This is a genomic window from Paenibacillus sp. S33 (genome assembly GCF_053615415.1).
Genome location: NZ_JBSIEZ010000001.1, coordinates 1,158,992 through 1,184,403 on the forward strand (window position 1 = coordinate 1,158,992; position 25,412 = coordinate 1,184,403).

The 25,412-nt window shown below is 51.0% G+C and carries 18 protein-coding genes; all 18 read left to right on the plus strand.

The window, feature by feature from the left end; translation table 11 throughout:
* Positions 1-8: 8 nt before the first annotated feature.
* The 18 genes from ACWGXJ_RS05470 (at position 9) to ACWGXJ_RS05555 (ending at position 25,408) form a co-directional block, all read left to right on the plus strand.
* Positions 9-4,037, plus strand: coding sequence for a DUF5695 domain-containing protein (locus ACWGXJ_RS05470; protein WP_452566346.1), 4,029 nt, complete (start codon positions 9-11; stop codon positions 4,035-4,037).
* Between the two features lie 135 nt (positions 4,038-4,172).
* Complete coding sequence (gene melA / locus ACWGXJ_RS05475; protein WP_250259257.1) at positions 4,173-5,471, plus strand: alpha-glucosidase/alpha-galactosidase; 1,299 nt, start codon at positions 4,173-4,175, stop codon at positions 5,469-5,471.
* 13 nt (positions 5,472-5,484) lie between these two features.
* Entirely contained in the window at positions 5,485-7,311 is a 1,827-nt protein-coding gene (locus tag ACWGXJ_RS05480) for a cache domain-containing sensor histidine kinase (protein WP_452566347.1), read from the plus strand.
* 16 nt (positions 7,312-7,327) lie between these two features.
* Entirely contained in the window at positions 7,328-8,920 is a 1,593-nt protein-coding gene (locus tag ACWGXJ_RS05485; RefSeq protein ID WP_452566348.1) for a response regulator, read from the plus strand.
* A gap of 123 nt (positions 8,921-9,043) precedes the next feature.
* The gene (locus ACWGXJ_RS05490; RefSeq protein WP_348621695.1) at positions 9,044-10,399 is read left to right on the plus strand and encodes an ABC transporter substrate-binding protein; all 1,356 of its coding nucleotides are present in this window, start codon (positions 9,044-9,046) and stop codon (positions 10,397-10,399) included.
* A gap of 33 nt (positions 10,400-10,432) precedes the next feature.
* Complete coding sequence (locus ACWGXJ_RS05495; RefSeq protein ID WP_235307454.1) at positions 10,433-11,338, plus strand: carbohydrate ABC transporter permease; 906 nt, start codon at positions 10,433-10,435, stop codon at positions 11,336-11,338.
* Complete coding sequence (locus tag ACWGXJ_RS05500; RefSeq protein ID WP_250259252.1) at positions 11,335-12,261, plus strand: carbohydrate ABC transporter permease; 927 nt, start codon at positions 11,335-11,337, stop codon at positions 12,259-12,261. Before ACWGXJ_RS05495 ends, ACWGXJ_RS05500 begins: the two co-directional genes overlap by 4 nt.
* A gap of 161 nt (positions 12,262-12,422) precedes the next feature.
* Positions 12,423-13,532 carry a M24 family metallopeptidase gene (locus tag ACWGXJ_RS05505; protein ID WP_452566349.1) on the plus strand — a complete coding sequence of 370 codons (1,110 nt, stop codon included), beginning with the start codon at positions 12,423-12,425 and terminating at the stop codon, positions 13,530-13,532.
* A 67-nt stretch (positions 13,533-13,599) separates the two neighbouring features.
* On the plus strand, positions 13,600-15,123 hold the full coding sequence (locus tag ACWGXJ_RS05510; RefSeq protein ID WP_452566350.1) for an Ig domain-containing protein: 1,524 nt from the start codon (positions 13,600-13,602) through the stop codon (positions 15,121-15,123).
* Positions 15,124-15,170: 47 nt separating this feature from the next.
* Positions 15,171-16,379 (plus strand): NAD(P)/FAD-dependent oxidoreductase, encoded by a 1,209-nt coding sequence (locus tag ACWGXJ_RS05515; protein ID WP_452566351.1) that lies wholly within the window; start codon positions 15,171-15,173, stop codon positions 16,377-16,379.
* Positions 16,376-17,377, plus strand: coding sequence for a proline racemase family protein (locus ACWGXJ_RS05520; RefSeq protein ID WP_452566352.1), 1,002 nt, complete (start codon positions 16,376-16,378; stop codon positions 17,375-17,377). The genes ACWGXJ_RS05515 and ACWGXJ_RS05520 overlap by 4 nt, the downstream gene beginning before the upstream one ends.
* A 63-nt stretch (positions 17,378-17,440) precedes the next feature.
* Positions 17,441-18,328: a dihydrodipicolinate synthase family protein gene (locus ACWGXJ_RS05525; protein WP_235307458.1), complete on the plus strand. Its 888-nt coding sequence runs from the start codon at positions 17,441-17,443 to the stop codon at positions 18,326-18,328.
* Between the two features lie 15 nt (positions 18,329-18,343).
* Positions 18,344-19,780 carry an aldehyde dehydrogenase family protein gene (locus ACWGXJ_RS05530; RefSeq protein ID WP_452566353.1) on the plus strand — a complete coding sequence of 479 codons (1,437 nt, stop codon included), beginning with the start codon at positions 18,344-18,346 and terminating at the stop codon, positions 19,778-19,780.
* The gene (locus tag ACWGXJ_RS05535) at positions 19,773-20,087 is read left to right on the plus strand and encodes a (2Fe-2S)-binding protein (protein WP_452566354.1); all 315 of its coding nucleotides are present in this window, start codon (positions 19,773-19,775) and stop codon (positions 20,085-20,087) included. Before ACWGXJ_RS05530 ends, ACWGXJ_RS05535 begins: the two co-directional genes overlap by 8 nt.
* Complete coding sequence (locus ACWGXJ_RS05540; RefSeq protein ID WP_250267573.1) at positions 20,084-20,419, plus strand: (2Fe-2S)-binding protein; 336 nt, start codon at positions 20,084-20,086, stop codon at positions 20,417-20,419. Before ACWGXJ_RS05535 ends, ACWGXJ_RS05540 begins: the two co-directional genes overlap by 4 nt.
* Positions 20,416-21,639: an NAD(P)/FAD-dependent oxidoreductase gene (locus ACWGXJ_RS05545; RefSeq protein ID WP_452566355.1), complete on the plus strand. Its 1,224-nt coding sequence runs from the start codon at positions 20,416-20,418 to the stop codon at positions 21,637-21,639. Before ACWGXJ_RS05540 ends, ACWGXJ_RS05545 begins: the two co-directional genes overlap by 4 nt.
* Positions 21,640-21,724: 85 nt before the next feature.
* A complete protein-coding gene (locus tag ACWGXJ_RS05550) occupies positions 21,725-24,025 on the plus strand; it encodes a beta-L-arabinofuranosidase domain-containing protein (RefSeq protein ID WP_452567869.1) in 2,301 nt (766 codons plus the stop codon).
* 438 nt (positions 24,026-24,463) lie between these two features.
* The gene (locus tag ACWGXJ_RS05555) at positions 24,464-25,408 is read left to right on the plus strand and encodes a copper amine oxidase N-terminal domain-containing protein (RefSeq protein ID WP_452566356.1); all 945 of its coding nucleotides are present in this window, start codon (positions 24,464-24,466) and stop codon (positions 25,406-25,408) included.
* The last annotated feature ends 4 nt before the right edge of the window (positions 25,409-25,412 follow it).

The window sequence follows — 25,412 nt, forward strand, 5'->3', positions numbered from 1 at the left end:
CCGTGTTGATGAAATTTAAGGGAATATTGGCGGCATTTTTGTTTTTAACCACAGCGTCTGTGCTGTTTGGGACGCATACGGCAGAGGCCCATGAACTATCCAATGACAAGCTGACGATTCAGACAGGCGAGCATGGCGAAATTTCATCCATCCGTATCAAGGGAGATGCTTTCCCGACAGAGTACGTGATGAACGCAACGGTGACACCTGAGCAGAACACCGCAGATCACCAATGGCTGGGGGAGCTGATGTTCACGTACCGACTGGATGGAGGCAGCTGGACGAAGGCATGGACGAACAAGTCGGCAGATGCACGTAAGATCACGACCAGTGGCAACCGTGTCACGGTCACGTACGAGAATTCAAGTAACGCAGAAGGCATACGCAATTTTAAAGTCATTGAAACGTATTCGGCAGAGTCGAATGGTTCGGTGTTGTGGAATATACAGGTGCAGAATACAAGTGGAAAAAAACTGGAGATTGGCGATTTCGGTTTGCCTCTGCCTTTTAATGAGCAGTGGACCAACGGTGATGCGATCTACGAAACTAGAGTGGTGACGCATTCCTTTGTCGGCAATAACAGCTCCTATATTACAGCTGGACGTCCCAGCGGCATTGGTTCTTCATTGCTACTGATTCCTGACTCCTCAACAGGTGCGGGCTTTGAGTATCAGGATCACTGGCGGGATGAGGAGCATCCGGGCAGCAAATGGGCCTGGAACCCGGCCAACGAAGGCAAATGGCTGGAAGGACTCAATGTATTTTATATTCATTCCAATGTCATCAAGTCCACCAATCGGGGGTATTTGCCCAACACCAGCTTGATCCTGAATCCTGGTCAAAGCAAAAACTATGGTTTCAAGTTTCTAGCGGTGAAGGACGAGCATGATGTGAAAGATACGTTGTACCAAGAAAACTTGGTGGATACAACAGTCGTACCGGGTATGATCGTTCCTACGAATCAAAAGGCGAAGGTGGACCTGCGCTCCAAGCAGGCGATCAGCAAAGTAACCTATCCAGACGGAACCGTTATTCCGCAGACAGATAGCAAGCCCGGAGGACATCACATTTATGAACTGAAATTTACTAAGCTGGGTCCAAGCTTCATAACGGTAGAATACGGCAACGGTAATAAAACGGTGTTACAATTCTATGCCATCGAGCCGATTGATCTCGCGCTGCAACGGCATGCTACATTTATGGTCGACAAAACCCAATGGAATGTACCGGGTGATTTGCGCGACAAGGTATTTGACGATTGGATGATGCATACCAAATCCAAACGCAACATTTTCAACGGCTACTGGGGCTGGGGAGACGATTGGGGTCTGACCCACGGACAGTTCCTGGCTGAGAAAAACACACTGTCTCCAGTCGCCAAAGAGGTGCGGGCAGTAGACGATTATTTGGAGACGGCGATCTGGACGAATCTGATGAACGGACATCATGAGGATTATTTAATTCATGATTTCTTGATGCCAGAGCCTAACGATACACCGACCTATCGAGGGTATGCTTATCCGCACGTATACAACACGTATTTCAGCATGTACAAGATTGCCAAGGAATACCCGGATCTTGTCACTTACAAGCATCCAAAGGAAACCTATTTGCTGCGGGCGTATAACATTTTCAAAGCATTGTATGAAGGGCCAGTCGCGTACAACTGGGAAACAGGTTTGATGGGCGAACTGACCACACCGGATATTATTCAGGCACTTCATGATGAAGGCTATGATGATGAAGCGAATGATCTCAAGGAAAAAATGGATCGCAAATATAACAATTTTAAAAATACAAAGTATCCTTACGGTTCTGAATATAGCTACGACAATACAGGGGAAGAGGCTGTATATACGTTAGCCAAGCAGAATATAGATACAGAGGGCGAGCAAAGTAAAGCCCTGGAAATGATGAGTAAAATCAATGCCAAAACCCGTGCGGCACGCGGTCATATGCCCGTATGGTACTACTACACCGATCCGGTGACGATTACCGGGGAGAACTGGTTTAACTTCCAGTACACGACTTCGCTTGCTGGATATGCGATGGATGACTGGATTCGCCATCATGAGGACAATCACCGTGAGGAACAACAACGGTTGTCCTATGCAGCTAAAATTGCCAATGTCGGAGCGATTAACTCCGGGCAAATCAGCTCGGACCCTGAGAACATCGGGGCGGTCGCATGGACGTATCAAGCGGAAAAAGGCAATAACGGCACGAACGGCACTGGCGGCGGTAAAAATGTTCCGCTCTTTAACGGCTGGCGCGGCATGAGCGGTGAGGCTGATCTCGGATTGTTCGGTGCACTCAAAACGTTAAGTGCTGATATCGCGATTGATCCTATTTTCGGATTGACGGGCTACGGTGCAGAGGTGAGCAAAAACGGCAACGTGTATACGATCAAGCCGCTGGACGGCCTGTTCAAGCGCATCAATCTGATCACGGAAAAGCTGTATATCGAGCTGGAAAAGGACCAATATACAGAAGCCAAGCTGGCAACATCCAAGGATTACGTATGGCTCCAACTGAAAAATCAAACACCGGGCCAAGCCCATTCCACGTACGTTACATTTGACGGTTTGAAAAAAGGAACGTATTTGGTTAAAGTAGGCGGTCAATCACAAGGGAAGTTTAATGCGTATGCGCCTTCCAACAAGCTTAAATTGGAGATTGGTACAGCATCCTCTTACACGGTAGAGCTGACATCGACCACACCTGATCCGAACAAAGCACCTGTCGTGGATGCCGGCAAAGATTCGAAGGTAAAGCTGCCGGATCAGATCATTCTGAAAGGCACGGCTACGGATGATGGGCTTCCGCAAGGAAAGGTGACAAACGAGTGGAGTTTGGTTGAAGGACCACAGGATGCGAAGGTCACATTCAGTAACAAAACATCGCTGCGCACGAAGGTGGACGTTTCCGAGCCGGGAACGTATGTGTTCAAGCTGACAGCCAGCGATTCTCAGTTGTCAGCGGAGGCTAAAGTAACGGTGGTAGCTGAACCGGCGGCTCCGTTACTTGAACAGCTCGCAGTTTACAAGTTTGATGAAACAAGCGGTTCTGTAGTTGCGGATTCATCAGACAGCGGTAATGATGCTGCCGTGAAGGGGACGGCTGCATGGGCTGCGGGTAAAACAGGCAATGCTGTCAGTCTGAACGGCAAGGACAGCTATGTGCAGCTTCCGGCGGGTATTGTCAGTCGGGCACAGCAATTGACCGTATCCGGTTGGGTTAAAGCGAACACCCTGAGCGATTATGTGCGGATTTTTGACTTTGGCTCCGGGACGAATGAATATATGTTCCTGACGCCTAAAGCAGGAAATACCATGCTGTTTGCCATTACCAACCAAGGCAACGGGCAGGGACAGGAGCAGACGATTGAAGGCCCTGTACTGCCGACAGGCGTATGGAAGCATGTTGCGGTCACGCTTTCGGGTTCCACAGGTATTTTGTACGTGGATGGAAAAGAAGTGGGACGCAATACCAACTTGACCTTAAATCCTATCAGTCTGGGTCAGACCAAAAATAATTTTATCGGCAAATCTCAGTACCCTGATCCGTACTTCAATGGTCTGGTGGATGAATTCCGTATCTACAGCCGTGCTTTGAATGCAACCGAGGTGGCAGGTCTGGCCTCCGGTACAGCACAGAATCTGGCGGCAACTGAGAAAATTACCGCGTTAAAAGAAGTAAATGTAACGACACATGTCGGTGAAAAACCGGAACTGCCAAGCGTAGTGGAAGCTACGTATGGAGAAGGATCCACCAAATGGGCGGCTGTGGAATGGGAGGATATAGACCCTGCACAATATGCTGCTCCAGGTTCGTTTGAATTGAAGGGCAAAGTAGAGGGGACAGAATTGAAGGCAATTGCGAAGGTAACCGTGATTGAGGCAGGAGGGGCTGCGGCTCCATCGGTAACACCGGTTAGCCCGGAGACTTTAGTAACCCCGCCAACTACGACACCCTCGGTAACATCTGCCTTACCGCCTCGGCCTATCAGCTCCGCTAAATCAGCGGGGGGATCCTGAATGGGAGGCAACAACGCATAGTTATGAGTAACCTTTCCCATCGTCACTTTCCTCCTGTAAAGGGGAGAGTGGCGGTGGGTATCCTTGCATTTGGAGTGCAAAGCTGCGAACAAAAATGTGAATGGGGGAAAAAGTATGAGCAAGATTACATTTCTGGGTGCAGGTAGTACGGTATTTGCTAAAAATGTGCTTGGCGATTGTATGTTGACGCCTGCATTGCAGGGCTTTGAACTGGCGTTGTTTGATATTGATCCCATAAGGCTGAAAGATTCGGAAAATATTTTATCCAATTTGAAAAAAACAACAGGAAGCACCTGTGTGATTCGCTCCTACACTGACCGCAAGGAAGCACTGCGTGGGGCGACCTATGTGGTAAACGCCATCCAGGTAGGCGGCTATGATCCGTGTACAATTACGGATTTTGAAATTCCCAAAAAATACGGCCTGCGCCAAACGATTGCCGATACGGTCGGCATTGGCGGTATTTTCCGCAATTTACGTACAATTCCGGTGATGCTCGATTTTGCGGCAGATGTGCGCGAGGTGTGCCCGGATGCATGGTTTCTCAACTACACGAATCCGATGGCAGTGCTAACGAATGTGATGAACGTTTATGGCGGTGTCCGTACGGTAGGGCTGTGTCATAGCGTGCAGGCGTGTATACCGGAGCTGTTTAAAAGCCTCGGGCTGGAGCAGGAAGGTGTAAAGGCAAAAATCGCAGGCATCAATCATATGGCGTGGCTGCTCGAAGTGAGCAAGGATGGTGTAGATTTGTATCCCGAGATTAAAAAACGAGCCGCCGCTAAGCAACAGGAAAAGCATCAGGATATGGTGCGCTTTGAAATGATGCTAAAATTCGGCTATTACATTACGGAATCGTCCGAGCATAATGCGGAGTATCATCCGTATTTTATCAAACGGGCATACCCTGAGCTGATCGAGCGCTTCAATATTCCTTTGGATGAATACCCGCGCCGCTGTGTGAGTCAAATTGAACGATGGGAAACGATGCGTGAGGAGCTTTTGGGCAATCAGGATCTGCGTCATGAACGGTCAAACGAGTATGCCTCTTATATATTTGAGGCGATCGAAACGAATCAGCCTTTTGCCATTGGCGGCAATGTGATGAACACAGGCTTAATTACCAATCTGCCGAAGGAAGCCTGTGTGGAGGTACCTTGTCTGGTGAATCGTAACGGGGTTACGCCAACCTTTGTCGGGGATTTGCCACCCCAATGCGCTGCGCTGAACCGGACGAATATTAATACCCAGCTGTTAACGATTGAAGCTGCAATCACCGGGAAAAAGGAGCACATTTATCACGCCGCTATGCTGGACCCGCACACGTCCGCAGAGCTGTCCATGGATGATATTGTTTCTCTGTGTGATGACCTGATTGCAGCCCACGGGACATGGCTCCCAGCCTATGTGTAAGGGAGGCAGATGAATGGGAGGCCGTGGTCGTCAAAAGTTCGCCGGGATTCCTACAATCCGTGGGAAATTCATTGTACTGACGCTGGTACTCACCGTCATTCCGATGGTGGTACTGACCTTTACCTTTTACCGGATCGCGGCCCATTCCCTTGGTGAGAAGTCGGAGGCACTGGCTATGCAGTCCCGGCAAATGAGTGAAAATTACGTCAATGCGACGCTCTCCGATTTGAATGATCTGACCAATTCCATTCTCAGCAATCCTGATGTGCAGTCTACGCTGGAGGCCAAGCCGGAAGATGATTATGAATATTTACGGAACGATGAAACACTCAGTATGGTGGTCCGTACGCAAACCCAGACCAAGCCGTATATCACGTCCTCTCTCATATATGCCGCCAATGGCGGGCTCAAGCATTCTCTCTATCAAGGGAATGTTTCGGTCCGTTTTGGCGGCCTTCCTACATTAGAGGAAGCACGTGTGTACTATCGCCGCCTACTCGCCGAGCGGCCCATGATGTGGATGGCTCATTCGCCGTTTGAATCCGGACGCGGGATGACGGAGGATCGCATCTATGTGGGGAAGCTGCTTCGAAAAACGACTGGAGATTATGCACCCCTCGGATTTTTGCTGCTGGAAATCGACAAGGCCAGTCTGTTTCGGGGGCTTGCTTTTCATGAAACAGACGGCAATACCCAGATGTGGGTGCTGGATCAGGAGGGCGAGCCTGTATACCGATTGCCGGAGCAGGGTGTTGCGGACCAAGCGCTATTGCGGCAGATTGCCAAATCGGCTGTGGATAGGCCTGTGCTTACGAAGGACTGGAGAGCATGGAACGGCCGCCAGACGATGATCTCTTACGGCCCGTTAAATGAAGGACAATGGACGCTGCTGCAAAAAGTCGATCAGTCTGTGCTGTTTGAGGATGCGCGAAAAATGGGTGCCTGGACCATCTGGACTTTTTTGATTGCATTGATGCTGGGCTGGATGCTGTCTTATCGGCTAAGTGACACGATTCGTCGCCCCCTGCTTCAATTGAGCCGATTGATGGCGGTCGATGGGAGTGTGAGCGCTACAGGCTCAGCCCAAGCTTTCGAAGCTCCTAATTCCGTTGTTTTTAATCCTAAGGATGAGGTAGGGCAGATCGGGCAGCGTTTTCTTCATATGATGCAAAAAAATCATGAACTGTACGGTCAGGTCTACGAAGCATTGCTGTCGCGTAAGCAGGCTGAGTTTCGCGCGCTTCAGGCGCAGATTAATCCGCATTTTTTGTACAACACGCTAGAATCACTGAAGGGAATGGCATTGGCGAAAGGGCAACGGGATATGGCAGAGGTAATCGGTGCCTTTGGTAAATGTTTTCGCATTTCGCTAAGTTATGGCCGAGAGCAAATCAGTTTGGGACAGGAAGTCGAGCATGTAAGCGCCTATGTGAAGGTGCAGCAGTTCAGATTTAGGAATTCGTTCGAGTGGATTTGCGAGGTCGAGGAGGATATTTGCGGATTTTATGTACCCAAACTGATCCTCCAGCCACTCGTCGAAAATGCTATTTACCACGGCTTAAAAGGGCGCACCGACCGTGGCTATATCATGTTATCCGGTACAAGGGAAGGGGATATGTTGCGTTTGACGGTCAGTGATGATGGGGGCGGTATTGGAGCCGAGCGTCTGAACGATATCCGGAAGTCGCTGGATGCGGAACGGGGGAATGCTATTGGCTTTGGGTTGCGCAATGTGCATGAACGTCTTCGGCATTATGGTCCGCAATATGGACTGTCCGTGACAAGCGAGCCGGGTCAGTACACCTCGGTTACTTTACTGGCACCCATTCGAACCGAATAAGAAAGGGGAGGATGGCATGTACCGGCTGCTGATTGTGGACGACGAATATCATATTCGGGAAGGACTGAAGCTGATGGTGGCGGAAAGTGGCCTTTCAGTGGAAGTCAGTGATGTGGCGGAGGACGGCGCAACGGCATTACGTTTGTATACGGAGCAGCGACCGGACATGATTTTACTGGATATTAATTTACCGGATATGAGTGGACTGGACGTAGCAAAAACCATTCGGGAAAAGGATCAGCGGACCCCGTTATTATTTCTAACAGGGTACGAATCTATGACATATATTCGTCAGGCAGTTTCGCTTCAAGCGGTCGATTATTTGCTCAAGCCGGTGACCAGCGGGGATTTCGAAGTGGCTTTGAGCCGGGCTGAGGATCGCATTGCGCAATGGCGAAGAAGCGAGGAGGATGCCATTCACCGCCATCGTTCATTGGAGCCATTGTACAGGGAGCATCTACTGCTGGATTTGCTCCAGCAGCGGCGTCCTGCAGCCGAGGTCATTCGAGAGATGGACGGACTGGGATTTTTCGGCGAGACGAGTGGACCGCCTTATACCGTACTGTGCTGCGAGCTGGAGGAGTCGTCGCAGCAGGAGGCAACCGCCACTAGCAAGCCACACGGTTCCATGCATAAAAGCAGCCATGTATTCGCCGGGCTGGCGGGGGAGGCTGCGGCAGCAGCCGGGGCGAAGGCGCATGGTGCGGCGGTTTCCCGCGATCGACGTGTTGTGCTGCTGGCGACGGCATCTTGCAGGGCCGCGGAGCGGACGGCACAGCAGATTCGGCAGGCCGTGCAGGAACGATTGAGCCAGGGCGTGTCCATCGGGATTAGCCGTCCCGTACAACGGATGGAGCAACTTCCCGAAGCGTATGAGGAAGCTGTGCAAGCGGCGGAGCATCGGGGGTGGGTGGGCTATAGCCAGATCATCCCCTATGAGAGCATTCAGACGGCCGAGCCGAACAGCAGTCAATTACTGGAGAAGGAACTACTGATGATTACGGAAATTCGAGCTGGCAATGATGCTGCCGTACATGCGATTTTACAGGAATGGTCAGGACAATTGGCGGGCTTGCCTGTCAAGCAGGTGAAAATGATCGTCACTCAGCTCGTCCTGTTCGTCATGCGGATCGTCCAGAGTGATGCATCTGTAGGACAAACGTCCATGCAGGAGCAGGACCCGTTGTTGGAGCTGTCCCGATTACGGCATGGGCCCGAGATGATTGATTATGTATCGCGCTATTTTGTTCGGGTGGGTCGTCATGTCCGAGAATCACGCGAGAAGGGCATACCACGCAAATTCCAACGGGCCAAGGAATGGATTCGCGAGCATCTTCAGGAGGATGGCGGGCTGAACCGTTTGGCAGAGTACATGAATATGAGCCCCAAGTATTTGAGTGCCCGTTTCAAGCAGGTTACAGGTGAAAGCTTCGCCGACTACCAGACGCGTGTTCGCTTTGAGCGAGCCCGAGAACTGCTGCTGGACCCGAATCGCAAGGTGGCGGAGGTAGCGGAGGTAGTGGGATTCACAGATACGAACTATTTTAGTATTGCCTTTAAAAAGCATACCGGACTGACCCCGACGGAGTTTCGTAAAACATTTTTGTAAACGCGCTGTTAAAAAAATCATACCAAAACAAAGAGAGTCTGGAGTCGTTGGGTGGTCGGCTCTGGGCTCTCGGCGCATAATAGGCTTGTAAGGAGAAACCAGTTCAGGAAGGGGCCGGTTGATTTGCTGAAACGAAGGTTACGGACATGGATGGCTCTCGTGATGACGGCGATGTTGACAGGGCTGACGGCTTGCAGTGGTAACGCTGGCGAACCGGCTAATCCAAATGCGGTCGAACTCAAGTTCATGTACTGGGGAAGCAATGACGAGAAGCAGGCGATGGAAAAAATGATTCAAAGCTTTAATGCATCCCACCCGAACATCCGGGTGAAGGGCGAGCATGTCCCTGGTGACTACACGACGAAAATTAACACGTTAATGGCTGCCAATCAGCTTCCTGATATCGCCTACCTGGGCGATTCCCTCACAATGAAATGGGCAAGTGAAGGCAGACTCCTGGATTTATCCTCTTATTATGACGAATATCCCGAATTAAAAAACAAGCTCAAATCCTCCTATCTCTACAGCGAACCTGGCAAGTCTATCGGAAATTACACCGCATTGGAAGTGATGCAGTTATTTTACAACAAGGAGTTGTTTACAGAAGCAGGGGTACCCGTCCCTCCGGCTGATCCTCAAAAAGCGTGGACATGGGATGAATTTCTGGAAATTGCCAAAAAGCTGACCAAGGATCAGAACGGCAAGCATCCGGGAGACAGTGGATTTGATCCGAAAAATATTGTGCAATACGGCTTTGCCTTCGGCAATGACCGCAGCTCCTGGGGGCCGCTTTTAGCGAGCAACGGTGGAGGTTTGACTGACAAAACAGGCAAGAAGTACACCCTGAACAGCCCTGAGTCAGTGGAGGTATTTTCGAAGTTGCAGGATCTGGTTTTCAAGGAACATGTTTCTCCTGATTTGATCCAGCAGCAGGACATGCCGTCCAATACGATTCGGCTTCAGACAAGAAAGGTCGCCATGGTGGTGGACGGGACATGGTCCCTGCTCGATTTTTCGAACAACAAGCAACTGCAATGGAGTATCGGCGTTCTGCCGAAGCTAAAAGAGCCCAAAACGATGATCGTTGCGGGAGCCACGGTCATTTTCCAGAGCACCAAGCACCCGAAGGAAGCGCTCGAATTTTATTTGTACCATAACAATCCCGAAAAGGTGGATTTGTTCAAGTCCGGTCTGTGGATGCCTATCGAGGAAAAATATTATACCGATGAGCAGGCTATCCAGTCATGGACCAATAATGCCGCACATCCACCGGAATTTCAAAAGGCTGGCATTGAGTATGCCAGAGATTATGCGATCAAGCCGTCCACTTCGACCCTTCGCAACTGGCCTGATATTGGTTCCAAGCTGACCCCAGGGCTGGATCTGATCTGGACGAACAAGAAGACGCCGCAGCAGGCGCTGGATGAACTGGAGCCCATCATTCAGCCATTGCTTCAAGGAGTATACCCGGATGAATAATGCGGCGGGACAGCTGCGAAAGGAGAACAGCCCATGAAGCGACCAAAATCAGGAATGATGCGCATGGAGCGAAACTGGGGTCTGCTATTCGCGCTTCCTGCCATCCTCGGATTAATGATATTTACAATTGGACCGATCGCGGCCTCGTTCGTATTCAGCTTAACCGATTGGACGATTGGCGGACAGATGACCTTTATCGGATTGGACAATTATCGAACCATTTTGACCGAGGATGCTACCTTTTCCCAATCCATGTTCGTGACCACATATTATGCACTGGGCAGCGTACCTCTAGGCTTGGCGGCAGCTTTTATCATTGCGCTGTTATTAAATCAAAAGGTGAAGGGTTTGTCGGTGTTCCGTACGATTTATTATTTACCTACCATTGTGCCGAGTATTGCCAACACGATGCTGTGGCTATGGATGTTCAACCCGGATTTTGGTCTGTTAAATTCGCTGCTGGAGGGTGTTGGACTGCCAGGGAGCAAATGGATTTATGACGAGAGCACTGCAATACCCTCGCTGATTATGATGAGCACCTGGGGGATCGGGAACACGGTCATTATCTTTTTGGCGGGACTTCAGTCGGTTCCCACCCATCTGTATGAAGCAGCTGAGGTAGACGGCGGCAATAGGTGGCATAAATTTTTTCACATTACCATTCCTTCGATGACACCGACCATCTTTTTCAATCTGGTCATGTCTTTAATCAGCACCTTTCAGGCCTTCAATCAGGCGTATGTTATGACCAACGGGGGACCTAACAATTCAACCCTGTTCTATGTGTTCTACTTGTGGCGTACGGCCTTTACGGAGACTAAAATCGGCTACGCCTCAGCGCTGGCCTGGATCTTATTTTTCGTCATCATGGTGCTAACGGTTCTGATTTTCTCCACATCCAAAAAGTGGGTTCACTATGAAGGAGGGGAACGTTCATGAATCAGGTCACTTCTTCTGTCAATCCTTCAGAAACACCACAACATCCGCTTCCACAGCCTGAACGCTCCCGAAGTCCTGCTACCGCCACCCGTTCCAAACCATTCCCAATCAGCCGTATTGTACTGTATATCGTTTTAATTATAGGTAGTGTTTTAATGCTGTTGCCATTTGCATGGCTCATTCGCAGCTCTCTGATGGGGACATCGCAAATTTTCGTGTTCCCGCCAGAGTGGATACCCTCTCCTTTTCAATGGAGCAATTACCCGGAAGCGCTCACTTCAGTACCGTTCGGCAGGTATTTTATGAATACGTTCATGATTGAGGTATGTGTGCTGGCAGGAGTGATGTTGACCTCGATTGTATCGGCGTTTACCTTTGCCCGCCTACGCTGGCCTGGACGTAATCTGATTTTTTCCCTGCTGATCGGGTCGATGATGCTGCCTTACGCCGTGACGCTAATTCCCACTTTCGTGATGTGGCGTGAGCTGGGCGGTCTGAATACATTTCTGCCGCTGATTGTTCCTGCATGGTTCGGTGGAGGGGCGTTTAACATCTTTTTGATGCGACAATTCATGCTGACGATTCCACGCGATTTGGACGAAGCGGCTTATATGGACGGAGGTACGCCTCTGACTGTACTATGGCGCGTCATTATTCCTTTATCTTCGCCTGCATTAATTGTGATCGGAATATTTACATTTATTGATGTGTGGAACGATTTTTTGGGCCCGATTATTTACTTAAGTGACGAAAAGCATTTTACGTTAGCGCTGGGGCTGGCGACTTTCCGGGGATTAAACAATACCAATTGGCCTTACCTGATGGCGGCTTCCAGCACGATTTTGGCTCCCATCGTCCTGATATTTTTTATTGGACAACGCTATTTTATCGAAGGCATCACATTGACAGGGATTAAAGGCTAAAAGGAAGCTGGGACGCGCTGATATGCTTGAAAAAGAGACGGAGAATTGGGCGCAGGACTTACGGGAATGCGGCAGCGAGAAGAGCATACATGTGTTCAAAGTGGAGAGTGTGTTCCAAGGCATATGCCCTGAAAAGAGATGTGGAATAAGGAGGCGTACGAGTGAAAGAGGAAGAGAGTCAAAAGACAAAACTGTTACAGGGTGTTCCTGGCAGACTGGCCCGGTTACGCTCGGAATTCCCGGCTCTAGAGATAGATGCACTGCTTATCACACATGGACCCAATCGACGTTATATGACCGGATTTACAGGTTCGGCTGGAATCGCGCTTGTTACGCAGGAAGAGGCTTTTTTAGTGACGGATTTCCGCTATATGATGCAGGCAACAGATCAGGCAGTGGAATATTCAGTGATTCGGCATGAGGCGCAAATCTTCCACACCGTGGCTGATCTCACAAGTAAATTGGGTGTCCACAGACTGGGTTTGGAGAGCCGACATGTCACACTTCAACAGTCGGGACAGCTACAAGCCGCGCTGGGCTCGTTGGAGTACGTACAAACGGAGGATGTCATTGAACGGCTGCGCGATGTGAAGGACGAAGAAGAGATTCGCACCATTAGCGAAGCTGCGCGTATTACCGATGCTGCCTTCACGGAGGTGCTGAATTATATTCAGCCTGGGGTTACAGAGCGGAGGATTGCGGCGGAACTGGAATATCAGCTCCGGCTCGCAGGCGCGGAATCAGGCGGTTTTGCGTTCATTGTCGCTTCAGGCGAGCGTTCGGCGCTGCCGCACGGACTGGCCAGTGACAAGGAAATTGGTCAGAACGAGTTCGTCACAATGGATTTTGGCGCAAATGTGCGTGGTTATCTATCCGATATCACGCGTACCGTATTCGTAGGCCAGCCCTCAGAACAACATGAGAAATTGTATGCCATTGTGCTGGAAGCAAATATGAAGACGATTGCAGGGCTTCGCCCCGGCATAAGCGGTCGGGAGGGAGACAGTCTGGGGCGGGATGTGATTGCCTCTTACGGCTATGGGGAGCAGTTTGGTCACGGTCTGGGTCACGGCTTTGGTCTCGAAATTCATGAGCAGGTACGGCTGTCCCGCGAAAGTAAATCTGTGCTCGTACCAGGTCATGTCCTTACTGTGGAACCGGGCATTTATATTCCAGGCTTCGGCGGGGTTCGGATTGAGGACGATGTGCTGATCACAGATGACGGTGTCAAGGTTCTGACCTCCTCACCCAAGGATCTGCTTTTATTGTAAGAAAGTAACTTTCCAGTTCAATTGATCTGGTCTGCAAGTCATCCAAAAACGAGATGGAGGAGATGAAATGAACACGTATAAAAGATGCACCAAAATATGGCTGACCGCGCTGGCGGCTTCTCTCATTGTGGCTTTGACACCAGCTATTCCGGGTCAACAGGCTTATGCCGAGGCGGAGTTGGATGTAAAAGTCATCGACATCTTTAGTCGGACAGTGAACGATTATGGTATAGATCTGGTTGATTGGCAAGGATATCTGGCGAACCCGTATGTAAAGCTTAAAGTGAAGCCGCCAGCGGATGCCGCTTTTCCGTTAACGGTTACGTTAAATGCGCAGGGCACGTCCCGGCTGATGATGGATCTGCCAAGTACGTTGTGGGCGCAAGGTGCAAGCAAAACGCTGACTTTTGCCAATGCACAGGAGGAAAAAGATTTTCGGCTAGCCATCCATCCTGACCGGATTGGAGGAAACGGTGAAATAGAGAACTATACGCTGTCTATGTCCGTTGCTGGAAATGATGGTCACACGACTACTCAGTCCATTCCAATTCGCGTGTTGGATCAGGACGATAATAAAGAGCCCACAGTCCCGCTCCATTTTGACTACAGATTCGATACGATCAGGCCTTATTTCAATGATGCAGCTACCAAAAAAGCCGCAGAGCTGGCGGTGAAGGACTGGTTCTATTTCTTTGATCTGGCGCCGTTCGATGAGGTTCCTGCCAACGCGGAGGTAAACCATCTGCCAGGAGACGATTGGCAAAATGAAATACAGGTGACAAATGATAAGCCCTACAAAGGCATGTGGGTGTTTATGAGAGGGTTGAACGGGCCTTATTCTACGGGCTTTCCAGCCACGAACGGCAATTATCATACACGTAACGGTGTGACTGTCCCGGGGAACCTGAACCGTTCCTATAGTTTGATTCTGGATTTCTATGATGATGCGATTCCATTCACATCCGTGGACGATGAAGAATGGTATCAATCCGATCTGTCCAAAGTGACGGATGTGCATGGGCTGATCATGCATGAATTCGGTCATGCGATTGTATTCAGCGACACATTCCCAGGTGTCAAAGCGCTGAAGGAAGCGGCGGGCAATGACCCGGATATTATGGCTTATCAGCACAGACCAGCCGCGCTGGACGACAGCTATCATCTCTCTGGAGAGCTTGCAGAAGTCGACAGATTGAGCGGTCAAAATGGAGGCTGGCGCCATCTGTTCCCGACCCGGCGCTGGATGAACACGAAGCTTTCGCTGCTGGTAGCAGAAAAAGCAGGCTGGCCGCTGCGTAAGGATCTGACTCCTTTCCTCGCGCCAGAAATCATGACGAAGGAATTGCCAGCATCCGTCAAAGGCAAAGCGTACACGGCCAAGCTGGAGGCCAAGGGAGGCGTACCGTTTTACGATTGGACGGTGACAGGCGGTCAACTGCCCGCAGGCTTCACACTGGACCGCTTTACAGGAACGATTAGCGGAACAGCAGACAGTGGAGCAGGCAACAAGACGTATACGTTTACCGTACAGCTACGGGATTATGATGAGCTGAGCAAGCCTGTGACACAAAGCTTTACGATTAAGCTGTAAAGAATACCTCTCAAACAGATTAAAACGGTCGAAGGGAGGGGAAGCGAATGAAACAGGATGCCGCGGATCTGGTCATTGTAGGCGGTGGAATCATCGGTACAGCCATCGCTTATTATGCGGCTAAGACCGGTATGAAGGTCGTGCTGGCTGAGCGAGGGGAGATTGCTGGAGGCACTTCGTCCCGTTGTGATGGAAATATATTGGCAATCGATAAAGAGCCCGGGTTTGACAGTCGAATGTCGTTGGTATCGCAGGAGCTGGTGGCAGAGCTGGCTAGGGAACTGGAGGATGAGTTCGAGTATCGTGCGCCTGGCAGTATTCTGGTCTGTGAAAACGATCAGGAGATGCAGGCGGCTGAGCAATGGGTAACCCGTCAGCAGCAGGAAGGACTCCAGTTTCGCATGCTGGATCAGCAGGATTTGCGAGAGGAATGGCCGCATTTAGCGAAAGATTTGCCGGGCGGGCTGGAGTGTGCGACAGATTCCACCGTGAATCCGGTGTTGATGACGTATGCACTGGCCGGGGCCGCGCGTCGGATGGGAGCGAGGCTACTGCCCCGCACACCGATACAATCTGTCCTTAAGGACGAAGGGGGGAACGTCCGCGGGGTGAAGACGCCCAATGGTGTTATCCATGCAGGTGCAGTGGTATTGGCGGCAGGTGTGTGGACACGCAGCATCGGTCATTCACTCGGTTTGGACCTTCCGATCATGCCGCGCAAAGGACATATACTGGTGTCTGCCCGAATGCCTTCCATTGGGAACCGCAAGGTAATGGAGTTCGGCTATCTTATGAGCAAGTTTGGCGGTCAGCGGAGTGTGGATGAGCTTTATGAAAAATACGGTGTAGCGCTAGTATTCGAGCCAACCGCATCCCAAAATATTCTGATCGGCAGCAGCCGTCAGTTTGTCGGTATGGACACAGGTGTCGATCAGCAAGTGATTCGCTTAATCGCCCGCAGAGCCATTCGCTTTTTCCCTGCTTTAGCCAATATACCGCTGATGCGGGCGTATACCGGCTTGCGTCCATGGACACCTGATCATTTGCCAATTGTATCGGCAGTGGACGAAGTACCGGGGCTGTATATCGCTTCTGGTCATGAGGGGGATGGCATTAGTCTTGCGGCGGTGACGGGGAAGCTGGTGACTGAAATGGTACGCGGTGAATCCACTTGCATTCCGGTGGAGCCGTTGCGATATGACCGATTTGGCGAGGCTTTTACCAGCCACGAGGTTCACGGGGAGGTAACCGGATGAGTGTAACGGGCAGAATTACTACCATTGATACCCATACGGGAGGCAATCCGACGCGAACGGTCATTCACGGCGCGCCTAAGCTGGTAGGTCATACGATGCTGGAAAAAATGACTTATATGGCAGCACATCATGATGATTTTCGCCGTTTGCTGATGTTCGAGCCGCGAGGGCATGAGGTGATGTCTGGCTGCATTTTAACAGAACCTTGTCATCCAGGTGCAGATATGGGGGTGGTCTTTATAGAGACTGGCGGCTATTTACCGATGTGCGGTCACGATACGATTGGAGTATGTACAGCGCTGATGGAAGGCGGGCTGATTGCTGAGGATAAAAAGTCTATATTGCTGGACACTCCGGCAGGCCCGGTTCAAGTGCGGCTGGATGTGGATGCGGGCAAGGTGCGACAAGTAACATTCACAAACATCCCTTCTTTTGTGTACCGCCGTGAGGTGAAGGTCCAGGTAGAGGGTATCGGGCAAGTCACGCTGGATATTGCGTATGGAGGCAACTTTTACGGCATTGTAGAGGCGGCTTCCATCGGTCTTGCACTGGAGCAGAGCAATGGGGCAAAAATTGTACAAACAGCAGTGCAGATTCGGGAGGCAGTGAATGCTGTTGTTGAGGTAGTATATCCTGAAAATCCGGTTATTCAAGGATTGACGCATATTGAATTTTACGGGGAGCCTGTGGCTCCACAGGCCGATTGCCGCAACGTCGTCGTCATCCCACCGGGAGGGATCGATCGTTCCCCTTGTGGTACAGGAACCTCGGCCAAGGTAGCGGTGCTGCACGCCAAGGGAAAACTGGGCTTACATGAGCCGTTTGTACATGAAAGCATCACAGGTTCCATGTTTCGGGCTGAAATCGTGGGCGAGACGCAGATAGGTCCTTATCCGGCAGTCATTCCACAAATTACAGGCTCGGCTTGGGTGACGGGACATCATCAATTTGTGTTGGACCCCGAGGACCCGCTTAAAGAAGGTTTTTTGCTGATGTGAGCATTTTGCATCAAACCCGAATGCTGAATATGAAAATAAAGATGGGAAAGGGTTGGTGAGCATATGGCACGTTTTGAAGGTGTATATGTGGCCTTGGTTACACCGTTCACGGCAGAGCTGGAGGTAGACCATAAGCGTCTGACCGAGCTGTGCGAGCATCTGATTGCAAGCGGCATTAGCGGACTGGTTCCTACGGGATCGCTGGGAGAATATGCGGCTTTGTCCCCAGAGGAACGGTCGCAGGTTGTGCATACCGTAATTGACGCTGCGGCAGGGCGTGTCCCGGTTGTTGTCGGCTCGGCGGCTCCGTCCACCAAACAGGCGGTGCATTGGATTCAGCATGCGAAGGATGCCGGGGCAGCGGGTGTCATGGCACTGCCGCCCATTAATTACAATCCCCTGCCTCACGAGGTAACGGCCCATTATGAAGCATTATCGGAGGTGGGCCTGCCGATCATTGCGTATAACAACCCCCATGATTACAAGGTTGACTTGACTCCAGATATTCTTGCGGACTTGTCGCGTATTGAAAATATCGTAGCAGTCAAGGAATTTTCCGGTGATGTACGGCGTATTCACGCTATTTTGGCCCAGACAGAGCTGGAGGTTATGGTCGGAGTAGATAATCTGGCGATGGAGGGGGCATTATTCGGCGCGACAGGCTGGATTTCGGGGGTGCCTAATGCGCTGCCCAAGGAAGGGGTAGAGCTGTTCCGTCTTGCGCAGGCGGGAAATATGGCAGAAGCGTCTGCGTTGTATCGCAGGCTACTGCCGCTGTTCCACTATGATGCCAGCCCACAATTAGTACAGTCCATCAAATATATGATGGAACTGGCTGGATTTCCGGTCGGTCCGACACGTCCGCCCAGACTTGCGCTGCCGCAGGCGGATTATGACCGCATTCGCGAAGCATTTGAGGTGGCGGTTCGTCCAAGCGAAGTATCATCCTGAATGGAGGTGAAGGCGATGGAGAGCCGAAATTGGATCGGCGGTGAGTGGCTGAGCCCTTCCGGCGAGGAAATGGTGGTTCACAATCCTTCGGCCTTGAAGGAGGAGGTGGGAGTCGTCCATTTTTCAGAGACGGGCGATATTACACAGGCCGGGGATGCAGCTCGGCTGGCTCAGACGGGCTGGGCCGCGCTAAGTCCCGCAGCGCGGGGAGCTTATCTGTTCAAAGCAGCCGGGTTACTAGAGGCAGCATTACCTGAATTGGCTGAACTGGCTAGCCGTGAGATGGGCAAGCCGATTACCGAGATGCGCGGAGAGGTCATGCGAGGTGTCCATCTACTCCGGTACTATGCGGCAGAGGGCGTACGTTCCATCGGTACAGTCATTCCTTCGAATGAGCCGGGAGTGCTCCAATACACGAAGCGTATTCCGCTGGGGGTAACGGCTGTCATTACGCCGTGGAATTTTCCGGTAGCTATTCCGCTATGGAAAATCGCCCCTGCACTCTTGTGCGGAAACACGGTCATCTGGAAGCCTGCCGAACATGCTTCATTAACGGCAGTACGGGTCGCCGAGCTATTCGAGGCGGTGCAGCTTCCGCCCGGCGTACTGAACTTAGTCATTGGGCAAGGTAACCGCATTGGCGATGCCTTACTGGAGCATCCGGTACTGGACGCGGTCAGCTTCACGGGTTCTACTGCTACAGGTTTGGGCATTGCGGGACGGTGCGCACGCCGTAATATCAAGTACCAGACCGAAATGGGCGGTAAAAATGCCGCTGTGGTGCTGAAGGACGCGGATGTAGCACAGGCGGTGGCGATGATTGCCAGCGGAGCTTTCCGTTCAGCCGGGCAAAAATGTACGGCCACCAGTCGGGTGATTGTGGAACAGTCTGTCTATGAGACGTTCACGGAAGCCTTACGCCAAGCGGTGGAAAAAATTCAGATCGCCCCTGCACTGGACCCCAGTGCGTATCTTGGACCTCTGGCATCCGCAGGTCAGTATGAGAAGGTCATGTCCTATATATCACTCGCCCGCCGGGAAGCCGACATTTTGGCTGAAGGCGGAGCCACCGCCGGGACGGAGAACGGGTATTATGTGCGTCCACTGGTCGCGACTGGACTGAATTCGTCTCATCCTTTGATTCAGGAGGAGATTTTTGGACCTGTGATGGGGGTCGTGCCGGCGGACGACTTTGAGGATGCGATTCGACTGTGCAATGATTCTATTTATGGATTAAGTGCCTCTCTATTCACCCGCGATTTACGGCTGGCTCACCGGTTTCTGGATGAGGCGAACGCCGGTATGGTCCGGGTTAATCAGGAGACGGCTGGTGTTGAATACCAGGCTCCGTTCGGCGGTCTGAAGCAATCCAGTTCACATACCCGGGAACAGGGCCAGGCGGCGCTGGATTTTTATTCAGCGATTAAAACCTGTGCGATCAGCTATGAGTAAACGGGCGACGGGACGAAGTGAGACGGTTGGGAGCGCATCAGGTCATTTGCTCGTATGTCGCTGTGAAGAAGTGAGTATCGCACAGATGGAGCAGGCCTGCCGCATGGGCGTGGACACCGTGCGCCAGCTTAAAATGGCTACACGGGTGACGATGGGGGCATGTCAGGGCAGGGTATGCCGACAATTGGTGGAGTCATGGTTTTACAATCAGGTTCCTGCCGCCCGCCGGGAGGCGGAGCTGTTATCCCAAAGGCCTCCCGTGCGTCCCATAACGTTTGGGCAGCTGGCAGAGAGAGGTTCTTTATGAGCCGCATGCGTATTGTAAATCATCCTATTTTGGGACCAAAGCCGGAACGGCGGCAGGTATCTTTTATTTTTGACGGTCGTCCCATGCAGGGATTGGCTGGAGAGCCATTGGCAGCAGCACTGCTGGCCAGCGGTGTCCGTTTGCTGAGAAGGCATGAGGAATCCGGTACGGCCAGAGGTGTATACTGTGCCATTGGGCATTGTAACGAATGCCGCCTGACGGTTCATCCGTTCGGTGCCGTCCGTTCCTGCCTGACCAAGCTGGAGGAAGGTATGGTGGTGGAAACCGGACGGCAGCTTTCGAATGAAATCACAGGGAGAATTGTGACATGAATGAAATGGCGCATCTCATCGTCATTGGTGCGGGTCCCGCCGGATTGTCCGCAGCGGTATCGGCTGCTGAGCAAGGATTGCCAGTCACGGTACTGGATGAGTTTACAGAGCCGGGTGGACGTATGCCCGGGCAATATCATGAGGAAGGCAGTCAAGGCTGGTGGGTTGGAAAACACGTTTCGGATGAGCTGATTACCCGTTGCGTGGAGCTTGGGGTGGACATTCGCTGCGGCGTTTCCGTACATGGCATGGAATATACGACAACGTGGGAAATTTCCACTTCCTGTGGATTGTTCACTGCGGATTACGTATTGCTGGCGACTGGAGCTGCCGAAATTCCCGTTCCGCTGGATGGCTGGACATTGCCAGGAGTAATGTCCATCGGGGCTGCGCAGGTAATGACCAACGTTCATTACGTCAAGCCGGGAGAACGCGGCATCATAGTGGGCATGAACGTATTGTCGATGGCGATTGCCCGCGAGCTATCCGTTGCCGGGGTAAGGGTAACGGCGATTACACTGCCGTGCGCCAATCCGTTGGCTGGTGCAGCCGCAGATCCGACAGCCTCCGCGAAGCTGCTGCTTCAGCTGTCGGGGCTGGCCCCGGCCGCCTGGATGCGCGCCGGCGGCAAGCTGGCAGCTGCGATGCGGATGGAGAAACTCATCGCGTGCTGCTATCCCCACAGAGGCTTCCGTCTGTGGGATATCCCGATCCGATTGCGGACGGCGGTGCTGTCCGTCAACGGGCAGCACCGGGTCGAATCCGTGACCCTGGTCCACGTTAAACCGGACGGCTCGCCTATTCCCGGTAGCGAGCGCGTCGAACCCGCCGACTTCGTGGCGCTGAGCGGCGGCTTGTACCCGCTCGCTGAGCTGGCGGCGGTAGCCGGGTGCAAATTCGTGTACAGCCCTGAGCTAGGCGGGCATGTTCCACTGCATGGTGAGCGAATGGAAACCTCGCTCAAAGGGTTGTATGTTGCCGGCAATATTACCGGCATCGAAAGCGGGCTGGTCGCGATGGCCCAAGGTCGATTAGCCGCCGCTTCTATGCTCCATGCCGCTGGACTCGGCGGAGCAGGCGGAGAACAGCGGGTGCAGGAGGCGATCCGTGAGGTCCATTTTGCACGGAAGCATGCGCTGATTCAGTTTCATCCCGGCATTACAGAGGCGAGAACGCAGCTGTACCAGCAGTGGGGGCAAACCTCTGGCAGTGGCGCGTAACGGCTCATTGTGTCTGATATGCGTTTTTTATCCCAAATTCGCCTTAAAGGAGGAACGGAAAGTGACTCTTAAAGCAAAAGCCCATATGAAAGCAAGGCCGTTCGCACTGAACGAGGTGGTATTGTTTGAAGGTCCCTTCAAACAGGCGATGGAGCTGAACCGATCTTATCTGTTGGAGCTTCAACCAGACCGCCTGCTGGCGCGTTTTCGGGAATATGCCGGACTTGCGCCCAAAGCGCCTCCATATGAAGGCTGGGAAGCGATGACTATTTCCGGTCATACACTGGGACATTATTTGTCCGCTTGCTCCATGATGTATGCTTCAACAGGCGATGAGCGTTTTAAAGAAATCGCACATTACATTACGGATGAACTGGACGTTTGTCAGGCGGCGCATGGTGACGGATATGTATCCGGTATTCCAGGGGGAAAGGAACTTTTTGAAGAGGTGTCTGCTGGAAATATTCGCTCGAAGGGCTTTGACCTGAACGGTGCCTGGGCCCCCTTGTATACACTACACAAATTATTCGCTGGCCTGCGGGATGCGTACCATTTGACAGGCTGTAATAAGGCATTAGATGTGGAGCGTAAGCTGGCAGACTGGCTCGAAGGAATTATGAAGCCGATGAGCGATGAGCAGATGCAGCAGATGATGTTTTGCGAATATGGAGGCATGAATGAGGTATTGGCCGATTTGTATGCGGATACCGGGGAAGAGCGCTACTTGTGGCTGGCTGAGTGCTTCTGGCACAAGCTGGTGCTGGACCCGCTTAGCTCGCAGGAAGACTGTTTGCAGGGCATTCACGCCAATACACAAATTCCGAAGCTGATCGGGCTTGCCAAGGAATATGAGCTCACGAATGACACGAAGCGCCGAGAGACGGTGGAGTTTTTTTGGGAGCGGGTGGTGGATCATCATTCGTATGTTATTGGCGGGAATAGCTTTGGAGAATATTTTGGAGCGCCAGATGGCTTGAATGATCGCATCGGGCCTCATACGACGGAGACGTGCAATACCTATAACATGCTTAAGCTGACCAATCATCTGTTTCAATGGAATGCTTCCGCCAAGGAAGCGGACTTTTATGAGCGAGGTCTATTCAATCATATTTTGGCTTCGCAGGACCCGGTTCACGGGGGCGTAACGTATTTTCTGTCACTGGCGATGGGCGGGCACAAGCATTTTGAAAGCCAATTTGATGATTTTACGTGCTGTGTCGGCACAGGGATGGAAAACCATGCGAGCTACGGCAGCGGCATTTATTTTCACGATCACGATAAGCTGTATGTCAATCAGTTCATTGCCTCCACGCTGGAATGGAAGGACAGAGGCGTTACGCTAAAACAAAACACTTCCTATCCAGATACGGATCATACGACGCTGGAGATTCAATGCGATCAACCAGCTCCATTTACGCTACTCATCCGCTATCCATATTGGGCTGAACAAGGAATTACCATTCGTGTAAATGGCAAGGAACAATCGGTCGTATCGGAACCGGGCAGCTTTGTCTCCATCGCCAGAACATGGATTGACGGTGATGCTGTAGAGGTGACGATTCCGATGTCGCTGAGGCTGGAGCAGATGCCGGATAATCCGGGTCGGGCGGCTGTCATGTATGGACCGCTGGTGCTGGCAGGCGACTTGGGACCCTTGGAAGATCCTAAAGCCAAGGATTTCCTGTACACACCCGTATTCATTCCTCTAACGGAGGAGCTAGATGCCTGGATACAGCCCGTGAAAGGCAAGAAGAATACGTTTCGTACCTTGAATGCAGGGCATCCCCGGGATGTGGAATTGTCTCCTCTGTATAAAATGCATGACCGTACGTATTCCGTATACTGGGACATTTTTGCGAAGGAAGCGTGGCAGGAGGCGGAACAGGAATACACAACGGCACGCGAAAAGCTGGCGATTCTGGAGCAGTGCACGATTGATTTTGCCCAACCCGGAGAAATGCAGCCAGAGCGGGATCATAACTTCCAGGGAGATGCTTCGACTCGCACCGGATATGTGAATAACCGACCTTACCGGAATGCGGGAATTGATGGCTGGTTTTCTTTTGATTTAAATACAGATCCATCTGCTCCGATGCTGTTGGTCATTACCTACACAGCTACGCTGGAAATGCCTAACTGCGGTTTTGATATTTTGATTAACGGTCATCTGCTTGAGCATTTTAGTGAAGGTTTTGATGAGGCTGATAAGTTTTACAACGTTAATGCCGCTATTCCGACTGCATATCTGGAGGGGAAGGATCAAGCGACGGTGACCTTCAAGGCCAAGCCGGGACAGCGTATTCGCAGATTGTTTGGGCTGAGGATGGTCAACAAGGACGTGTATGAGCAACTCTATCAAGCTGGAAGTCCAGGTATACATGAATGATCTTTGAAATGTTTCGTGAGAGAAAAGTAACGTTTGATTTTTAGTCCGGTATGATTTATGATGTAAGAAATATTGGATGATGCTGGAATAATCCATATGGTGGTATGATCTGATATATTCATAGTTTTGTTGCGCGTGAAGCACACGGGCTGTTTCTTCCTTCATAGGGGAGAGGCAGCCCTTTTTTGTTGATATTTTGCGGAAATATAACTTTTTTAAAGAGTCAGTTCTATGATTTAGGGGGGAGGGGGTGCTCAATAGAGTCTATTTGTTTGGAATGCTTTGTATTAGAAGTTTTTCTTATAGATTTTGTAATAGGGAAACCCTATAATATATAAGTTGTATCCAGTATTTTCCGAAAGTGGGGATGCGATAAGTTTATGAGATTAGAGATGATATACATAGTTTAAAGTTTAAGCTGACAAAGGGGATAGAGAGATGAGTATGAAAAAATGGATGTTGAGTTTGACCGCAGTCACGTTGCTATGGGGCGCGACAAGTACGATTCCAACGACGGAGGCGGCAAGCAGCACCAAACCCATTGAAGTCTTGTTAAACGCGAAAAAAATACAGTTTCCAGATGCCAAACCTTTTCAGGATAGTAACGATTATGTGATGGTTCCGATTCGTTTTGTATCCGAAGCGCTAGGGGCTAAGGTAGGCTGGGAGAAAACAGGCGGCCAATTGGCTGTGTCGATTAAAAATGATGCACATGCCGTTAACATGACAGTGGGTCAAAATACCGCTATCGTGGATGGACAGACCAAAACGTATGAGACAAAGATTATTTTGAAGCAGAATCGTACTTTTGTGCCGCTGCGGTTGGTAAGTGAGGGTCTGGGGCAAACGGTAGAGTGGGATAAGGTCAGCCGCTGGGTCTGGATTGGGAAGAAGGAAATTGCTGCGCTGGAGGATAAAGGACTCCAAAAAGTCAGCATTGAACCATATAAAAAAATCATTGGAACTATACCTGCCCTTTTGAACGATGTTCTTGGTAAGCCATATGACAAGGTATTGATTTTTAAGCAGTCTGATCTACCTATCAAACTGCTTCGTGATATTTATTCAGTTGAGCCGTACACGTCCCCAGAGGGTGTGCCTTACCTGAGCATGAGAGTGAAAACAAAGTCTACAGCGGGAGGCATTTTTTATCTGACTAAGAACAAGGATGCACGTCTTCGTTCTGTAATGGATGATATGACGAAAGATAACGGAGATGGAACAAAAATGGTTTATTACAAAATCTATTCATACAGTGATGAAGAATTTTATGGTGTGAAAAATTATAAATCCTTCAAACTACAAGACATTGAGTACATCGCTTTCCGCTTGCAAGGAGATGGCTATATTCCGATTATGGTCAACCCATGGAAAGGTAATTAAGCAC

Excerpts from the sequence above, each read along its gene's own strand:
- ACWGXJ_RS05470 (WP_452566346.1), top strand. The coding sequence starts at position 9 with ATGAAATTTAAGGGAATATTGGCGGCATTTTTGTTTTTAACCACAGCG.
- melA (WP_250259257.1), top strand. The coding sequence starts at position 4,173 with ATGAGCAAGATTACATTTCTGGGTGCAGGTAGTACGGTATTTGCTAAA.
- ACWGXJ_RS05480 (WP_452566347.1), top strand. The coding sequence starts at position 5,485 with ATGGGAGGCCGTGGTCGTCAAAAGTTCGCCGGGATTCCTACAATCCGT.
- ACWGXJ_RS05485 (WP_452566348.1), top strand. The coding sequence starts at position 7,328 with ATGTACCGGCTGCTGATTGTGGACGACGAATATCATATTCGGGAAGGA.
- ACWGXJ_RS05495 (WP_235307454.1), top strand. The coding sequence starts at position 10,433 with ATGAAGCGACCAAAATCAGGAATGATGCGCATGGAGCGAAACTGGGGT.
- ACWGXJ_RS05500 (WP_250259252.1), top strand. The coding sequence starts at position 11,335 with ATGAATCAGGTCACTTCTTCTGTCAATCCTTCAGAAACACCACAACAT.
- ACWGXJ_RS05510 (WP_452566350.1), top strand. The coding sequence starts at position 13,600 with ATGAACACGTATAAAAGATGCACCAAAATATGGCTGACCGCGCTGGCG.
- ACWGXJ_RS05515 (WP_452566351.1), top strand. The coding sequence starts at position 15,171 with ATGAAACAGGATGCCGCGGATCTGGTCATTGTAGGCGGTGGAATCATC.
- ACWGXJ_RS05520 (WP_452566352.1), top strand. The coding sequence starts at position 16,376 with ATGAGTGTAACGGGCAGAATTACTACCATTGATACCCATACGGGAGGC.
- ACWGXJ_RS05525 (WP_235307458.1), top strand. The coding sequence starts at position 17,441 with ATGGCACGTTTTGAAGGTGTATATGTGGCCTTGGTTACACCGTTCACG.
- ACWGXJ_RS05530 (WP_452566353.1), top strand. The coding sequence starts at position 18,344 with ATGGAGAGCCGAAATTGGATCGGCGGTGAGTGGCTGAGCCCTTCCGGC.
- ACWGXJ_RS05535 (WP_452566354.1), top strand. The coding sequence starts at position 19,773 with ATGAGTAAACGGGCGACGGGACGAAGTGAGACGGTTGGGAGCGCATCA.
- ACWGXJ_RS05540 (WP_250267573.1), top strand. The coding sequence starts at position 20,084 with ATGAGCCGCATGCGTATTGTAAATCATCCTATTTTGGGACCAAAGCCG.
- ACWGXJ_RS05545 (WP_452566355.1), top strand. The coding sequence starts at position 20,416 with ATGAATGAAATGGCGCATCTCATCGTCATTGGTGCGGGTCCCGCCGGA.
- ACWGXJ_RS05550 (WP_452567869.1), top strand. The coding sequence starts at position 21,725 with ATGAAAGCAAGGCCGTTCGCACTGAACGAGGTGGTATTGTTTGAAGGT.
- ACWGXJ_RS05555 (WP_452566356.1), top strand. The coding sequence starts at position 24,464 with ATGAGTATGAAAAAATGGATGTTGAGTTTGACCGCAGTCACGTTGCTA.